This window comes from Colwellia sp. D2M02 (assembly GCF_018860755.1).
In the GTDB taxonomy this organism is placed as follows: Bacteria; Pseudomonadota; Gammaproteobacteria; order Enterobacterales; family Alteromonadaceae; genus Colwellia; species Colwellia asteriadis.
The window spans coordinates 65733-83440 of the sequence record NZ_JAHKPW010000043.1; the positions used below are offsets into that span (position 1 = coordinate 65733).

A 17708-nucleotide genomic window follows, 5' to 3' on the forward strand; every position below is an offset into this window, starting at 1 on the left:
AAAAAAGGTCAGTATAACTTACCTTAGCCAAAGCTTTAGCTAATTGCAATATTGCTATTAAATGTTGATAAACAATTAATTAACTTAGGCTCTATACAGCTTACTCGCAAAGCTTTATGCAAAAAGCGACCAAAAGGTCGCTTTAATCATTCATAGGCAGAATGGGGATTAATCTTTCTTATAACCTTGCGTAGCACGCGCAAGTTTCTTTTGCTCAGTAAAAGTAAGCTTCTTCTTACCTGCAAATGGGTTTACGGTATCTTTAAATTGGATACGAATAGGTGTTCCCATCATTTTTAATGACTTGCGGTAATAATTCATTAAATAGCGTTTATAAGACATCGGCAGCTTTTTAGCTAAGTTACCATGAATGATAATAATTGGTGGATTATAACCACCAGCATGGGCGTATTTAAGCTTAATGCGGCGGCCATTATGCATAGGCGGCTGATGATCAAACGCTGCCATATCAAGTATTTTAGTTACCATTGCTGTTGAAATACGTTTTGTTGCAGAAACAAAAGCTTCTTCAACTGACTCATATAAATGACCAACACCGGTACCATGTAATGCTGAAATAAAGTGAATACGCGCAAAGTCAATAAAACCTAAGCGACGATCTAACTCTGTTTTAATACGATCTTTTTCATGCTCTTCCAAACCGTCCCATTTATTAACCGCTAATACTAACGAGCGCCCAGCCTCAAGAATGAAGCCGAGTAAGCTTAAATCTTGATCGCTAATCCCCTCTTGCGCATCAATAATCAGTAAACAAACGTTAGCATCTTCAATTGCACGTAGTGTTTTAATGACAGAATACTTTTCAACAACATCGGTGACATTTTTACGCCGACGAATACCTGCCGTATCAATTAATGTATATTCACGACCGTTACGCTCCATCGGAATATAAACACTGTCACGAGTTGTACCTGGCATATCATAGACAACCACACGTTCCTCACCTAAAATACGGTTGGTTAACGTAGATTTCCCGACATTAGGTCGACCAATAATGGCAAGCTTGATTTTATCATTTTCTTGTGGCTCAGCTGCAAGTTTTTTAGCTAATTGCTCTTCAGTTAGTTCAACCTCAAACTCTTCTTCAAACTCATCACCTTCAGCTTTTTCTACTTTAGGCTGACCAAGCGCTTCAATATGTGGCGTTAACGCAATCGTTAATAATTGTGTTACACCGCGACCATGTGCCGCGGCAATTTGATGTACATGCTCACCTAAACCAAGTGAATAAAACTCAGCAACCGCTGAATCACCATGAATACCATCAATTTTATTGGCAACCAAAAATACTTTTTTATCTTGCTTACGTAAATACTCGGCAATACCGTGATCAGCCGAAGTTAAACCATCACGTGCATCTACCAAAAAAAGCACAGCATCAGCTTCTTCAATGGCCATCAATGACTGTTCCGCCATCAATAAATCAATACCTTGCTCATCACCATTAATACCACCAGTATCAATAACAATGAAAGGGTGCTCTTCAACTTCAGCTTGGCCATATTGGCGATCGCGAGTTAAACCAGGATAATCAGCAACTAGCGCATCACGACTACGTGTTAAGCGGTTAAATAGTGTTGATTTTCCAACATTAGGACGGCCAACTAAGGCGACAACAGGAAGCATGGAAACCTCTAAATTTGAAATATCAATGCATTACATTATAACGCAAAATTGATATTGCTAAAAACAAGTAACGGCTCCACATGCTTTGCATTGGAGCCGTTTATAATTTTAGTCCCTTTTATATAAAAGGAACGATAAGCAGGATTACTTCTCTGCTGTGACTATTTTAGGTGTGGCTATTGCTTGTAAATCACCATCCCTTGATTGCGAATAAATAACATCATCGCTAACTGTTGGTGTTGAGTGAATACCGCTACCATCAACTTCATGACGTGCCACTACCTCACCGGTTTCTTGATTTAACCAGTGCAAGTATCCTTCAAAATCACCAACCACAATATAATTATCAACAACTGCAGGACCAGTTACACCTCGATTAGTTAAACTTAAGTTACTCCAGCGCTCAATACCATTATTACGGTTTAACGAGTAAACGTGACCTTTCGTTGTGGTTATATAAATGTCATTACGGTATACCGCTATTTGTCTATATGAAGAGTACTGACGCTTCCAAACAATACGGCCAGACTGCAACTCAATTGAGACTAAATTACCACGAGAAGAAATGGCATACACTTTATCACCAAAAATTACCGGTGCTGAGTCTACATCTATCACGCGCTCTAACTCTGTAGTACCTGATGCTTCACCTATTTCAGTAGTCCAGCCTTGTTGGCCTTTCTCTAAAATATAAACACTTACTTCGCCCTTGCCTGTTCCAAGAATAACGCCACCTGACGCAATAACAGGAGCACTAATACCACGTAAAGTTAAAGCAGGTACGTCTTGCTCTACTTTCCAAAGCTCTTCACCAGTGTTGGCATCAAACGCTTTCATAATGCCAGAGGCAGTGTTAACGACAAGAATGTTTTCACCTAAGGCTGGCTTAGTAATTACTTCACCTTTAATATCTGCCTGCCAAACTAACTCGCCTGTTTGTGCTGATAACGCAAAGACTTTACCACTTTCAGTACCAATAAAAACTTTATCCGAACCAACTGTTGGACCGCCAGCAACGAGTGCTGAAACACGAGCATCCCAAAAGCTGCGTTCATTGTTAATATCGCTTAAATCATTTTGCCATACTTCTTTGCCCGTTTTGATATCAAAAGCAATAACATCACCTTCACGGCTAGCGCTATAAACTTTGTCATAAGCAACTGCTGGTTTTAGGCGAGAAAAGTAATCATCAACACCATCTCCAACACTACGGTCCCACAAAACTTGTGGAGTAAAAGTTTCGTTAATTTCTGTTAACTCGGCAACTAACGTGTCTGGGTCTTCATCATCGGTTGATGAACAAGCCAATAATGTAGAAGAAAGTAATAATGCTACTAATGTATTGCGATTACAAAAGCGCTTAACAAAACAGCCATCAATTTCATTTTTGAATAGGTGCATAGCCAGCCTTAATTAGTTAGCTGACTTTTCAGTCGAACTAGTTTCAATAATCATTGGCTCAGGTAAAGTAGATACTTGTGCTAAGTCATCGAGTTTCATTTGTAAATTAGTGTTGTTCGCTAAACCGTCAGCAGCAATTGCAACTTGATAAGCGTTTCGAGCTAAATCTTTTTTACCTTGCAGTAAATATGTATCACCTTTTATTTCTTCAATAGCGGCAGTAAATGCTACAGGTAATGGAGCTGATAATGTAGCTAATGCTTCTGTGTATTGCTCTAACTGAACCTGTACTCGCGCTAAACGTAAGCTGGCAATGGCTTTAATACCTTCACTTGGTGCTTTTTCGATAGCGATTGCTAGTTGCTCTTTTACTTTCGACCAATCTTGATGTGTAGCAGCTTCTTTCGCTAATGATAAGGCGGTTAATGCTGCATAACTGCTCTCACTGTTATTTTTAATAAATTCAGCAGCATTAGCTGAAAAGTCAGCATTCTCTGCTTCGCTTTCTTCAATAAGTGCTTGGTAACTATCAGATATAGCAAGTTCTTGCTCAAGTTTGTTATCTTGATATAAGTTAAAACCAATAAAACCAGCAAAACCCAAAATCACACCCGCAATGATCGTATTACCATTTTTCTCCCAGTAACCTTTAATTGCTTCTACTTGTTGTTCTTCCGTTTGATAAACTTCCACACTACACCCTTAAATTAATTCTGTTAATAAACGCGGAATTTCTGAAAATGCTACGTTTTGCTGTTCTTGTTGACCGCGTAGGTATTTAACCATTACTGTTTGTTCAGCAATTTCGTTATCACCTAAAATCAAAGCGATTTGTGCACCTGATTTATCCGCGCGTTTTAATTGTTTTTTCATATTACCGCCACCGCAGTGACATTGTAAGCGAATATTTGGCACTTCATCACGCCACTGTTCAGCCAGTTTATTTGACTCGATTTGCGCATCGTCGCCTAAAATAACGATATAAGCATCAACCTGTGGTCGAATATTAGTGACCTTATCCAACTCGGTTAGCATTAAAACTAAGCGCTCAATACCTAAGGCAAAACCAAAAGCAGGTGTTGCTTTACCACCTAACTGCTCAACTAAGCCATCGTAACGACCACCAGCACAAATTGTACCTTGTGCGCCAAGGCTTTCAGTAACCCATTCAAATACAGTGCGATTGTAATAATCTAAACCACGTACTAAACGCTCATTTAATACATATTTTATACCGGCGGCATCTAAACGCTGGCATAATGTATCAAAATGCTCTTGAGTTTCCTCACCAAAGTGATCAGATAATTTAGGTGCATTTACCAATGCTGCTTGAACTTGTGGGTTTTTACTATCTAATACTCGTAACGGGTTCGTATGCATACGACGCTTCGAGTCATCATCAAGTAACTCCTCATGTTCAACTAAATAAGCAATTAATGCTTCACGGTAATTTGCTCGCTCATCATTTGAACCTAATGAATTCAACTCTAGTGTGACAAATTCATTGATGCCAAGTTCCCGCCATAAACGTGCGGTTAGTAAAATAATTTCAGCGTCTATATCAGAAGTCGCTATACCAAAGGCCTCTAGGCCAAATTGGTGAAACTGACGATAACGACCTTTTTGTGGTCTTTCATGACGAAACATCGGCCCCATATACCAAAGGCGCTGCTCTTGGTTGTACAATAAACCATGTTGATTACCGGCACGAACACAACTTGCAGTACCCTCAGGGCGTAAAGTTAAACTATCACCATTAAGATCATCAAACGTGTACATTTCTTTTTCAACGATATCGGTTACTTCACCAATACCGCGTTTAAATAAAGCGGTTGACTCAACTATCGGCATGCGAATTTCGGCAAAACCATAGTTACTTGCCACACGGCGTAAAACACCTTCAACCATTTGCCAAATATTTGTTTCGTGCGGTAAGCAATCATTCATACCACGTATTGCTTGTAGAGCCTTCTGTTTAGCCACTGAGCAGTCTCTCTTATACTTCTTGTGTTATCGATTATCTATCGTCTGACTTATAGTGCATAAATCAGCGTAAACTTCATGCCGCGCGCATTATATACCTTATAAAAAGATACTTAAATGATTATAAAACGGCTGATTTTGTGTAGTTATTCAACTTCTTTAAAGTCGATCTTATTTTTTTCATCAAGTCGCTCAGTCATGGCATGCGCTTTAGCGCGAATACGCTGCTCTAACTGATCAACTAAGTTGTTATTGTCGAAACGTTCCTTTTGACGAATACCATCAAGATAATAGCCACTTTTTTTACTGCTGCCCGTTAAGCCTAAATCAGAAACCATTGCTTCTCCTGGGCCATTAACAATACAGCCAATAATAGACACATCCATTGGCGTCATAATATCTTCAATACGTTGCTCTAATGCGTTAACGGTAGAAACCACATCAAACTCTTGGCGAGAGCAACTTGGGCAGGCAATTAAATTGATGCCTCGGCTACGCAGTTTTAATGATTTTAAAATATCAAAGCCGACTTTAATCTCTTCAACGGGGTCGGCAGCAAGAGATACGCGTAATGTATCACCAATACCTTCGGCTAATAATAAACCGAGCCCAACAGATGATTTTATTGAGCCTGAACGTAAACCACCTGCTTCGGTAATCCCTAAGTGTAATGGGTTATCTATTTGCTTTGCCAATAAGCGATAAGCACCAACAGCTAAAAACACATCAGATGCTTTCACGCTTACTTTAAATTCATGAAAATTAAGTCGGTCGAGAATATCAACATGACGCATAGCCGATTCAAGTAATGCTTCAGGTGTCGGTTCACTATAACGCGCTTGAATATCTTTTTCTAACGAGCCGCCGTTAACGCCAATACGAATAGGAATATTATTATCACGAGCGCACTCAACTACACTGCGAACTCGATCTTCACGCCCTATATTTCCTGGGTTAATACGCAAACAGTCAGCGCCGTATTCAGCGACTTTCAGGGCAATACGGTAATCAAAATGAATATCAGTAACCAGTGGTACATTCACTTGCTTTTTAATTTCACGAAATGCTTCAGCGGCATCCATAGTTGGCACACTAACACGAACAATATCAGCGCCAACCGCTTCCAAAGATTTAATTTGTGCGACAGTTGCGGCAACATCGGTGGTTGATGTATTAGTCATTGACTGAACACTAATAGGGGCATTACCGCCAACGGGTACATTACCTACCATAATTTGACGAGATACGCGGCGAATAATTGGAGATTCTTTAAACATTTTAATATATCGGGGAAGTTATCCCGTCCTATAAATATTAATGACAAATTCGTTAAGTTTTATACGTGAACTATTCTGATAACGGCAAGGTAAATTTTGCAATATTACCCGCATTAAACGCCGACATATCAATAGGCTCATTGTTATATACTATGCTTGCTAACTCAGGTTTTCCTAAAGTAACCTGTAAAGGCGCTTTACCTTCAACAGTCATAATATAACCTGATTTTTTAACGCCCCAAGCAACACGTTCACCACTAGCATCATAAATATTGACCCAGCAATCACCTGAAAAAGTAAAAACGGCATGCGCTAAAGCAACTTCAACGTCAACTTCAATATTATTTTCTGTGCTAGTTGGCTGAGTAACACTAGTGACTTCGGGAGCCTTATTATGGTCACTCGGTAGCTCTATCTCGCTCGGATTACTTACAATATCAGTATTTACCTGTTCGCCTTCAGTGCTCGTTTCATCGCGGCTATTTTCAGCTAATTTTTGTTTCACGCTTTCATTTTCGTTAAGCTCTTCTGTCGCGTTTGATGTTTGCTCATTAGACACAACTACTTCAGGTTCACTTGAAAGGCTCTCTGAATTAGAAGTAAGACTCACGGTTGTTGGCGTTTCTGTTGTTTGGGTTGGTTCACGTGATTCTTGTAACCACCACAAAACAGTCAAACCGACTAAAATAGCGATAATTAAATAGCTAAACCACATAACACGACTATGCTCTGCTTCTTTTACCGTTAGTTTTGAAAAACTTTGCATTTCACTACGCTGTGCTTGTGCCGCACCTAATGCATCATAACTGGCTAAAACATCATTAATATCAACACCAACAACTTTCGCATAGCTGCTTAAGTAACCACGATTAAAAGTCACCGGAAGTGAAGGGTCTAAATTATCTTGTTCAATACTTTCAACGAGAGGTATTCTAAAGTTAAGTCGTGTGGCAATATCAGCCTGTGTTAATGACATTTTTTCCCTAGCCTCACGTAACATTGTGCCAGGGCTTACCATAATCATATCATCACTTAATTCTTCGGCGACATGCTCACTAGAGAAGTCACCACGTTTATTGTTATTCATTAATATTCACTGTTTCCGGATTAACGACATAAAGATTTTTACCAACATGCAGGTTTTGTTTTTCTGACATATTATTCCACGCTCTTAAAGCTTGGAGTTTGACATTGTATTTTACTGAAATAGCATAAAGGGTTTCACCTTTTTTAACAGTATGCCTTGTTACTTTATTCGTCTTAGGCGTGTCAATAACTGCTTGCTCTACAACGGGCTCACTAATAACACTTTCTGTGACTTCCTTTGTAGGGTTATCACCTTTAGGAATAGCCGAAGTGATTTGTGAGGTAGTATCTGCCGTACTAGTATTACTCTCTTCGACATAGTCAGTAACTACCGGCAATGGAGTATCACGCTTTGCAGGCACTGGCTTAGTAAAAGTAGCACTGTTTTCAGCCTTTATACTATCAATATCAGCATTTACCATTAATGTAGAATCGTTATTGGCCTCTTCAAGCACTGTCTTTTCAGCAACTTGAGTTTCAACAATAGGTTCCACACCTACTTTTTCATCGCCAATGGGTTCAGCCACTACGAGCTTATTTGCACTACTGGCAGCATCATTTACGCCTTTATCGCTAGTAGTATCAGCAGGTGTTGTTACTATTTTTTCAGCAGCGTTTTTTTCAATAGGTGTTTCATTAACGCTTGCTATTGTGTCACTTTCTGTAGATTCAGCTTGCTCGTCTAAACCTTTTTCAACTTTATTGTCCGCTAAGTATTGTTCTTCATTACTACTTGGCGAAACCACCGAGGCTGTTAATGCTGCTGACGTTGCTTGCTTATTAGTAATGAGTGTTTGGCTCCTTGGCTTTTTCGGTGATAATTTAACAACACGTTTTTTACCATCACTCACTAGTAACTCTTGCTCGTTATTACGCTGAGTTAGTTGATACCTTTGCGCGAGAAGATCAGCTTCAATTTGTTGCAATTCATTAAGTAAGTATTGTTTACTTTCCCACGATTGCGGATACATTCTCACCAACATATTCGCATAATTTTGCGCTGTTTTTCGTTGACCTAATTGCCAGTAAACTTTATACGCTAATGCTAATGAATCGGGAGAAAAACGATGGGTATTACGCTCAAACTTTTGTTGATAAACTTTAGCTTGTTCATAATTATTCATTGCATATTGCAAGCGCACCATCTGTAATAATGTCGCTGTTCTATTGGGGCTATGAGCAATAGCTTTATTTAAATATTGCTCCGCTTTAGTAAAGTCATCAATTTGCAGGTAACACGAGGCTAAATTTTCATAGCTTTGTGCAACCAATAAATACGAAGGAACAGCAATAGCTTTTAAGAGTTGAGTTTCAGCTTCATGAACTTTATCTTGACGACAAAGAAAAACACCATAGTTATTTAACGTATCGGCATCATTGGGGGCTAATGAAAGCGCTTTTTCGTAAGACTGCACCGTTAATTCGTTTTCGCCTACGGTTTCATAATAATGTGCAAAAGCGGTATAAACCTGTACTAAATCAGGCGCAAAACGTTTCGCTTTTTCTAAGTTCATTTTAGCTTGGGTCATATTGCCCATATTTAAATAACCTAGTCCCAAGGAAATACGGGTTGCTGCCATCTCATTTTTACTGGCACTATTTTCAACAACAGGGGTATTATTTTCGTAGCTTTGAGTAACACAAGCAGACAAGATAAAAGCCGATAATAACGGCACGCATTTAGGCCAAATGTTTTTTGTCAGAATTCCTATTTTTGACATACTGCTATTTAACATGCGCACTGTGGTAACCGCCTCTTATTTTTATAAATTATGCCCTTAGCTTAACCACTAAAGTGCTGTGACTGAGATAGTGTCAGCTTTACTAGTATTTTTCAATGAACTTGTGTTGGCATTTGCTTGTGTTGCAAAGCCAGTACGTTTGGTTCTATCTAAAACATCACCGGCTAATTGTCCACAAGCTGCATCAATATCATCACCGCGAGTTCTTCGGGTAATAACCGTTAAACCATAACTTTGCAGTACTTTATCGAAACGATCAATACGTGAATTACTTGAGCGCTTATACGGAGAACCAGGGTAAGGATTAAAAGGGATCAGGTTAACTTTGCTCGGTAAACCTTTTAAGGCATGAGCTAGCTCATGTGCTTGGTCAGTACTGTCATTAACATGATCTAACATTACATATTCAATAGTGGCTTGTTTGTTCGCTTTCGAGCCATCAATATAGCGCGCTGATGCCGCAATAAAATCTTCTAATGGGTACTTTTTATTAATTGGTACTAACTCATCGCGTAAAGCGTTATTAGGGGCGTGAATAGAAATAGCTAACGCACAGTCAATTTTTTCTTTCAGCATATCTAATGCAGGTACTACACCTGAAGTACTAACCGTGACTCGACGCTTAGATAATCCATAACCTAAATCATTAAGCATAGTATCAAGTGCAGGAATTAAGTTTTTCATGTTAAGTAATGGCTCACCCATCCCCATCATCACAATATTAGTGATAGGTCGTGTACCCGCAATACGTGTTGCGCCAATATCATTGGCAACACGCCAAACTTGACCAATAATTTCAGACATTGATAAATTGCGGTTAAAGCCCTGCTGGGCAGTAGCACAAAAAGTACATTCTAAAGCACAGCCAACTTGAGATGATACACATAACGTCGCGCGATCATTTTCAGGGATCCAAACTGTTTCAACTTCTTGCCCGCCCTCAAGTAATAAAGCATATTTAATAGTACCATCTTCAGATACTTGCTTTTTTGAGATTTCTGGCGCGCTAATAATACAATTACGTTGTAGTTTTTCGCGTAATTTTTTATTGATATTAGTCATTTGTTCGAAATCACTATACCCAAAGTGATAAATCCACTTCATAATTTGATCTGCTCGAAATGGCTTCTCACCAATTGAGTCAAAGTATTCACGCATACTTTTGTGATCAAAATTTAGTAGGTTCACTTTACCGGTAACATTACTCATACAACAAAATCTCAATAACTATAAAAAGGCGATTAATTGCTTAAGCCTTAAACAAAGGGCACGAATTGTACACTTTTCAGGCTAAAATCGCAATATTAGCTAAGAAAGAACCTTAGCCTAAAATAACAAAAGGATTTTACTAATTACTCAGTAAAATCCTTTGGTAGCTTAAAACTCAGGCCAATATGCCTGAGGTACTAATTAACGAGTGCGTGGGCAAATTTCGTCATCAGAGAAGAAGTAAGCAATTTCACGTGCTGCAGACTCTAAAGCGTCAGAGCCGTGAGCAGCATTTTCGTCAATGCTATCAGCAAGATCAGCACGAATAGTACCAGCAAGTGCTTCAGCTGGGTTAGTAGCACCCATGATTTCACGGTTTTTAAGAACAGCGTTTTCGCCTTCTAAAACTTGAACCATTACTGGGCCTGAAGTCATAAATTCAACTAAAGCACCAAAGAAAGGACGCTCGCTGTGTTCAGCGTAGAAACCTTCAGCTTTTTCTTGGCTTAAGTGGATCATTTTTGATGCAACAATTTTTAAACCAGCAGTTTCAAAACGGTTGTAGATTTGACCGATAAAGTTTTTAGCAACTGCATCAGGTTTTACGATAGAAAAAGTACGTTCGATAGCCATGATAAGCCCTCATTTTGTAGATTAAGTAAATTGAATAATTTAGCGAAAAACTTCCGCATAAATTTTGGGGCGCATTATAGACGAAGTAGACAAAATATCCTAATGATATTCAAATTCGCTACTGCTAATTAATTATCGGGTGTGGGTTCTTAACACTAAACCAAAAAAAGCCGACATGATGTCGGCTTTTAATTCATCATATTATAGCTTAGCTAGCTATTGCCTAGCTAACTTGACTGTTAATAAAGTTACACGCTAATACGACGATATTGGCGATATGCAGGCTTCCAAAAATTACGATTTATTTTCGCTCGTAATTCTTCTTCGCTTAGCTCTAATGCTAAGTTTTGCTGATAAGCCACTTGTGCAATTGCAAAGGCAATATCTTTACTCAACTGAGCGATTTCAGTTAATGGCGGTAACAATTCATTAGAGGTGCCATTGGCTAATGGTGATGCTGCTGCTAAAGTTTCGCTAGCAACTAATAACATTTCATCAGTCACACGACTAATGTTAGCTGATACTACGCCCAAACCAATACCAGGGAAAATATAACTGTTGTTACACTGCGCAACAGGATAAGACTGAGCTTGATACTCAACCGCTTCAAACGGACTACCAGTAGCAATAATAACCTTACCTTCGGTCCAGTTAATGACTTGTGTTGGTGTTGCTTCAACTTGGCGAGAAGGGTTACTTAACGGGAAAATAATCGGTAATTCACAATGAGACTTCATCGCTTTAATCACTTCTTCGGTAAATAGGCCCGCTTGACCTGAAACGCCAATTAAAATATCTGGTTTTGCGCCATGCATAACTTCAAGTAATGAAGCATACTCCTCGTTAATATCCCAATCTTTTAACAAGCTTTTATCTTGGACTAACTTCTGTTGAAAGTCGCGTAAATCGCTCATGCCATCGGTTAATAAACCAAAGCGATCAACCATAAATACTTGGCTACGAGCTTGTTCTTCATTAATACCTTCACTAACCATTTGGCTAATAATTTGCTCTGCAATACCGCAACCTGCTGAGCCTGCACCAACAAAAGCAACTTTTAAGGTTGATAGTTGCACGCCACGGCTTCGACATGCAGCAAGTAAAGTGCCTACGGTAACTGAAGCTGTACCTTGAATATCATCATTGAAACAACAAATTCGATCACGGTAACGCTGTAATAACGGCATTGCATTAGGTTGTGCAAAGTCTTCAAACTGTAATAAAACATGCGGCCAACGACGCTTAACGGCGCTAATAAATAATTCTAAAAACTCGTCGTAAGAGTCTTGATCAATACGCTTATGACGCGCCCCCATATACATAGGATCATCAAGTAATTTTTGATTATTAGTACCAACATCAAGCATTACTGGCAAAGTATAAGCAGGGCTAATACCACCACAAGCGGTATACAAAGATAATTTACCAATAGGAATACCCATGCCACCAATACCTTGGTCACCTAAACCTAAAATACGCTCACCATCAGTTACCACTATAACTTTTACTTTATTTTTAGTGGCATTACGTAAAATGTCATCAATGTTGTATCTATCTTCATAAGAAATAAATAAACCACGCGAACTACGGTATATATCAGAAAACTGCTCACAAGCATCCCCTACCGTTGGCGTATAAATAATTGGCATCATTTCAGCGAGGTGATTTTGCACTAACTTAAAAAACAAAGTTTCATTGTTATCGTGAATGGCGCGTAAATAAATGTGCTTATTAATATTGGTTCTAAAGCTATTATATTGGCGATAAGCACGGTCGGCTTGTTCATCAATACTTTCAAAACGCGGTGGTACTAAGCCGGTAAGGTTAAAACTAACTCGCTCTTCTTTGCTAAAGGCACTGCCTTTGTTCAATAAAGGGGTTTCTAAAAGAGAAGGTCCTGCGTAAGGGATATAAAGTGGGCGCTTTGTTTGGGTCATTATTACTTGCTGCTTATATAATTTATGAATGATGAAAATAGACAATATTGATAACGCACAAGTATAGTGCATTATTTACCAGCAACAAAGCAGACAAGCTGCTGTATTGACAAAATAATACAAGTTAGTCCATCTCAGCAATCCATGCTAGCTGAATAGCTTCTAATACACGTTCACCGCAATGTTTAGGATCATCGTCAAAGTGCTCTAGAGCTAACACCCATGCCCGTAACTCGGTAAAATGCAATGTCAGTGGGTCAACCTCACTGTGTACTTCCATTAAGTCCAATGCAATTTCTAATGAATCTGTCCACTTTAAACCTGCTGAAGCTGTCATAGCTATTCCTTACAAGGCGCGAAATAAACATAAATATCATTTTAAAAAAGTAACTGAAAAAACAAATAATCAACCACTAACATTAGTACAAGCCAAACCAATAGCAACCTTAGTTTTTTACAAAAGGGGCAGTCTGTATGCCACCATTTAGCATCTTCTTTTTTCATTAGCTAACTCAAGCCCTAGTTATTTCCCCGTTATACTTATGCAATAATTCGCACTGGCGTTTATTCTCAATGTTAATAATTACAGCAACGTCACGTTGCACCATAAAATTGTATACTAACTTTAGTGCTAAATATGGTTTAATATTTTATACAATTAAATAGATCAACAATATTTGGTAGCTATGGACGCTTTCGATAAACATATACTTACTATTTTACAAAAAGATTGTACGCTCTCAAATAGTGAAATTGCCGAGCAAATAGGCTTATCAACTACGCCTTGTTGGCGGCGTATACAAGCATTAGAAAAGTCAGGAGTTATTAGAAAACGTGTCGCTTTAGCAGACCCGAATAAACTCAACGTCGGTTTATCTATTTTTGTGATGATTAAAACCAATCAGCATAACCCTGTGTGGTTAGATAACTTTGCCAATATTGTTGCGCAGTTCCCTGAAATTGTTGAAGCGTATCGCATGAGTGGTGAAGTAGACTATTTACTACGTGTTGTGGTACCAGACATGCAGGCTTATGATAGCTTTTATAAGCAATTAATCACCCAAGCTGACTTTTCAGATATTAGTTCAAGCTTTTCAATGGAAGAAATAAAATACACCACCGCATTACCGATTGATTATATAAAATAACCACCAATTGGAGAGAAAATGACACCTATTCAATTTTCCGAAGAAGAGAAAAACCAATTAGTTCATAAAATACAGCGCTACTTCAACCTTGAATTAGATCAAGACATTGGTCAATTTGATGCTGAATTCTTACTCGACTTTTTCTCTAAAGAGGTTGGCTGCTATTATTACAACCGCGGTTTGTTTGATGCGCAAGTGGTAATATCAAGTAAGTTAGACAATGTTGCTGAAACCGTCAACGAGGCTATTACTGAGATAGAAAAGCCTATTTAACCTGAACTCGGCTTAACACATATCTCTTAAGCTGAGTTCAGGTTATTTATCGATCATTTTCAATCATAGTTTTAATTTTAATCGCTTTTTCAAAATGATCTAATTGATGCTGCATTATCCACCACTGTGCAGCTTCCATTAATAATTCAGGGTCATCATTTTTATTGGCAAAAAAAGCATAAAATGACAACCCAACATTATTTCCTTTTTGCGCTATTTTTTTATTGCACACTTCAATTATTTTACTCCGTAAACTATTACGCACCTCACTCCCCTTTAGAAAATTACCAATTTTAATAACAAAACACCTGCTAAAAATATCATAACGCCACCCAAAAAACGGATATTTATTTTTATATAAAGCAAATTACATCTATTTTACATCATTAAAAGATTAAAAATAAAAACTATAAATTCAACAACTTGAAATTTAAATCCTATATTTCACAACTTTTCACACCAATTCAAGACTATTCAAGAGGCTTGTTTTTAGATAATTGCCGTTGAGTTAATTGTTTAAAAGTGTTTTCGAATAGTTTTGCCGCACAGATAAATAAAATAATGATTTATTGCGTCACAACCGCTCTTAATTACGCCTATTAACGGTGTCTTTATTAACGCTATTTAACAACACTTGAACGCATAGTTAGCACAACGCCAAGGAGCTTAGTCGACTCCTTACTTATTATTAAAACCGTCAATTAAAACGATTCAAAATAAAACAACAGCGGAATAACAAAATGAAAAGTCATAAATTAAGTAGAGTAAATAATGCCGTTAAATCTGCATTAATGGTTGGTGCATTAGCTACACCTTCATTGAGCTATGCATATGCAGAAAGTGACAATAATAACAGTGCAAAAACTGAAGAAGTTGAAGTTATTCAAGTACGAGGAATTCGTGGCAGTGTCGTTAAGTCTTTAAACACTAAGCGCTATGCCAACTCAATTGTAGATGCGGTAACCGCGGAAGATATCGGTAAATTTCCAGACCAAAACGTGGCAGAATCATTACAACGTATCACGGGCGTATCGATCACGCGTAACTTTGGTGAAGGGGAGCGCGTTAGTATTCGAGGCACGACAGAAAGTCAAAACCGAACGTTATTAAATGGTCAAGCGGTTGGCTCAGCCGATTGGTGGACAAACTCTGCAGCAAGTCGTGGTTTTAACTACACTATGTTGCCATCAGAAATAGTCTCTGGCTTAGAAGTTTATAAAACCCCTGAAGCCGATATTGATGAAGGCTCTATTGGTGGTACTGTCATAGTTAGAACACGTAAACCACTTGATTTAGAAGCTAATAAATTTGCTGGTTCTGCACTAGCACAATACTCTGAAATTTCAGGAGAAACCGACCCGCAACTTTCTGGCTTATACAGTTGGAAAAACGAAAATGAAACCTTCGGTGCCTTAATTTCATTAGTTAGACAAGAGCGTAACTTACGCCGCGATGGTATTGAAGCATGGAGTTGGGCTGATCGTGATATAACCATGGCCGATGGCACTGTTCACGAAGACGTTTATAGCCCTGGGGGCGGTGGCTCAGCGATGTTTTTACAAGAGCGTATTCGTACTGGTGGTAATTTAACCCTACAATATCGTCCTAATGATGATACTGAAATAACCTTCAATGCCTTAAGCAGCACCATGAAAATGGATAATGAGAACCAAAACTTTCTTTGGTTACCTGGTTATGGCGGCTCACAATACACAGACATTACGCTAATAGACCACGCCCAGGAAGGCAAAATGGCCGTTGGCGGTACCCTAGGCTTATCACCTAACGGCAATAATATTCTTGATGAAACCAAAGTACGTAACTCTAAATTAAAAACCGAGTCTTATGATTTAAAAATTGACCACACGGGTGATGTTTGGACCTCAAGCATGCACTTAGGCTACACCGAAGGTAGCGGTGGCTCACAAGCCGATCGTAGTGTGGGCTGGGGTGGTAACTACGAGCACAGCTTTGACGCGTCAAGTACACGTGATGTTAGAACAAATTATGCCGCCGATCCAGCGGATGGCAGTAAGTGGGATTTAGACTTTTTACGTTATGATAGTAATGACGCAAAAGACGATGAAAGTTATGTACAAGTAGATTTTGAACGTTCAATCGACTTAGGTATTTTAAGTGCCATTAAGTTTGGCGCTAAATACCGTGATCATAGCCGCTTCAATACTAAGCACACCACAGATAATAGAACTGACTTAAACTGGAGTTTAGCTGATTACTCTCTTGCTATGCCTTCTGATTATTTATCGGGTCAAGGCTCTGCGGGTACTTTAAAAAACTATGCAATAACTGATTCTAGTAAAGTTCGTGCTGAAGGCGATGCCTTAAATTGGGATTGGCGCTTATTAAAAGCCAGTACTTTTGAAGTAACAGAAAAAATCACAGCGGGTTACTTAAAAGCTGATATTGATACCGATGGATTGCGCGGTAATGTCGGTGTGCGTTTAGTTTATACCGATCAATCATCAAGTGCTTACGCTGGTGCAGAAGGTGCTGAGCAGTGGACCACGCAAGACACTAGCTACTTTGATATTTTGCCAAGCTTAAACTTAGCGGTAGACTTACAAGATGACTTATTGTTACGTATGAGTGCTGCTCGTGTTATGTCTCGTCCAGACTACGCCAAAATGACCTCTTCAACATCTTATAACAAAGAAACTCAAACTGGCACTGGCGGTAACCCTAATATTGATCCGTACCGCGCTACACAGTTTGACTTAGGTTTAGAATGGTACTTTAGCGATGCAGGTCTTGTTTCTGCTGTCGTTTTCTTAAAAGATATTCAATCATTTATTGACACACAGCAATCTTTAGAAACCTTTGAAAACACACCAATACTTATTAACAGACCTGTTAATGGTAAAGGCGGAACCATTCAAGGTCTTGAATTAGGTTATCAACATGAAGTTTATGACGGTGCTGGTTTATCTGCTAACTACACCTACGTAGACGGCCAAGCTAAAGACAGTGACGGTAACAGTATTACAATCCCGGGTAACTCAGATCATACCGTTAATTTAAGTGCCTACTACGAGGGTGACAACTTCAGCGGCCGTGTTTCTTACAACTACCGTACAGGATATGACACCGGTGAAGGTTGGCCTGGTTATGTATCAGACTACGGCCAAGTTGATGCAAACCTCTCTTATGATCTTAATGAAAATATTACTTTTATTTTGGAAGGGATTAACTTAACAGATGAGAAAACCTTTACCTACCAAAGCAAAGGTGTAGAGCAAGCATTAACAGGTTACTACGCAGATGGTCGCCGTTTAGTTGCGGGGGTACGCTTTAATTTTTAAGAGTGAATTGACTCACTCCCCTTAAGCATGTTCGTCGTTAATAACCTTATAA

General features: G+C 38.8%; 15 protein-coding genes. 3 read left to right on the plus strand and 12 right to left on the minus strand.

Annotation, left to right across the window (positions count from 1 at the left end):
* Positions 1–168: 168 nt before the first annotated feature.
* The 11 genes from der to iscX all read right to left on the minus strand — a co-directional run bounded on the left by der (position 169) and on the right by iscX (position 13252).
* Positions 169–1647: a ribosome biogenesis GTPase Der gene (gene der, locus KO495_RS06915; RefSeq protein ID WP_215979672.1), complete on the minus strand. Its 1479-nt coding sequence runs from the start codon at positions 1645–1647 to the stop codon at positions 169–171.
* 144 nt (positions 1648–1791) lie between these two features.
* Positions 1792–3048, minus strand: a complete 1257-nt coding sequence (gene bamB / locus KO495_RS06920; RefSeq protein WP_215979673.1) for an outer membrane protein assembly factor BamB — start codon at positions 3046–3048, stop codon at positions 1792–1794.
* A 12-nt stretch (positions 3049–3060) separates the two neighbouring features.
* On the minus strand, positions 3061–3741 hold the full coding sequence (locus KO495_RS06925) for a tetratricopeptide repeat protein (protein ID WP_215979674.1): 681 nt from the start codon (positions 3739–3741) through the stop codon (positions 3061–3063).
* Positions 3742–3750: 9 nt separating this feature from the next.
* Complete coding sequence (gene hisS, locus KO495_RS06930; RefSeq protein ID WP_215979675.1) at positions 3751–5031, minus strand: histidine--tRNA ligase; 1281 nt, start codon at positions 5029–5031, stop codon at positions 3751–3753.
* A 146-nt stretch (positions 5032–5177) separates the two neighbouring features.
* Positions 5178–6308 carry a flavodoxin-dependent (E)-4-hydroxy-3-methylbut-2-enyl-diphosphate synthase gene (gene ispG, locus KO495_RS06935; protein ID WP_215979676.1) on the minus strand — a complete coding sequence of 377 codons (1131 nt, stop codon included), beginning with the start codon at positions 6306–6308 and terminating at the stop codon, positions 5178–5180.
* 70 nt (positions 6309–6378) lie between these two features.
* Positions 6379–7395, minus strand: a complete 1017-nt coding sequence (locus KO495_RS06940; protein WP_215979677.1) for a RodZ domain-containing protein — start codon at positions 7393–7395, stop codon at positions 6379–6381.
* A complete protein-coding gene (gene pilW, locus KO495_RS06945) occupies positions 7388–9115 on the minus strand; it encodes a type IV pilus biogenesis/stability protein PilW (protein WP_215979678.1) in 1728 nt (575 codons plus the stop codon). The genes KO495_RS06940 and pilW overlap by 8 nt, the downstream gene beginning before the upstream one ends.
* Before the next feature lie 69 nt (positions 9116–9184).
* The gene (locus KO495_RS06950) at positions 9185–10345 is read right to left on the minus strand and encodes a bifunctional tRNA (adenosine(37)-C2)-methyltransferase TrmG/ribosomal RNA large subunit methyltransferase RlmN (protein WP_215979679.1); all 1161 of its coding nucleotides are present in this window, start codon (positions 10343–10345) and stop codon (positions 9185–9187) included.
* 201 nt (positions 10346–10546) lie between these two features.
* Positions 10547–10978, minus strand: a complete 432-nt coding sequence (gene ndk, locus KO495_RS06955) for a nucleoside-diphosphate kinase (protein ID WP_033092026.1) — start codon at positions 10976–10978, stop codon at positions 10547–10549.
* Positions 10979–11226: 248 nt separating this feature from the next.
* Positions 11227–12915, minus strand: a complete 1689-nt coding sequence (locus tag KO495_RS06960; protein ID WP_215979680.1) for an NAD-dependent malic enzyme — start codon at positions 12913–12915, stop codon at positions 11227–11229.
* A gap of 124 nt (positions 12916–13039) precedes the next feature.
* Positions 13040–13252 (minus strand): Fe-S cluster assembly protein IscX, encoded by a 213-nt coding sequence (gene iscX, locus KO495_RS06965; RefSeq protein WP_215979681.1) that lies wholly within the window; start codon positions 13250–13252, stop codon positions 13040–13042.
* Between the two features lie 349 nt (positions 13253–13601).
* Between iscX and KO495_RS06970 the strand changes: the two genes are divergently transcribed.
* Together KO495_RS06970 and KO495_RS06975 are read left to right on the plus strand one after the other, a co-directional pair.
* On the plus strand, positions 13602–14063 hold the full coding sequence (locus tag KO495_RS06970) for an Lrp/AsnC family transcriptional regulator (RefSeq protein WP_215979682.1): 462 nt from the start codon (positions 13602–13604) through the stop codon (positions 14061–14063).
* Between the two features lie 18 nt (positions 14064–14081).
* The gene (locus KO495_RS06975; RefSeq protein ID WP_215979683.1) at positions 14082–14336 is read left to right on the plus strand and encodes a DUF2164 domain-containing protein; all 255 of its coding nucleotides are present in this window, start codon (positions 14082–14084) and stop codon (positions 14334–14336) included.
* Positions 14337–14382: 46 nt separating this feature from the next.
* Here the strand turns inward: KO495_RS06975 and KO495_RS06980 are convergent, their stop codons facing one another.
* The gene (locus KO495_RS06980) at positions 14383–14601 is read right to left on the minus strand and encodes a DUF6500 family protein (protein WP_215979684.1); all 219 of its coding nucleotides are present in this window, start codon (positions 14599–14601) and stop codon (positions 14383–14385) included.
* Between the two features lie 526 nt (positions 14602–15127).
* Here KO495_RS06980 and KO495_RS06985 point away from each other — a divergent pair.
* Complete coding sequence (locus KO495_RS06985) at positions 15128–17656, plus strand: TonB-dependent receptor (RefSeq protein ID WP_354668371.1); 2529 nt, start codon at positions 15128–15130, stop codon at positions 17654–17656.
* Positions 17657–17708 lie beyond the last annotated feature (52 nt).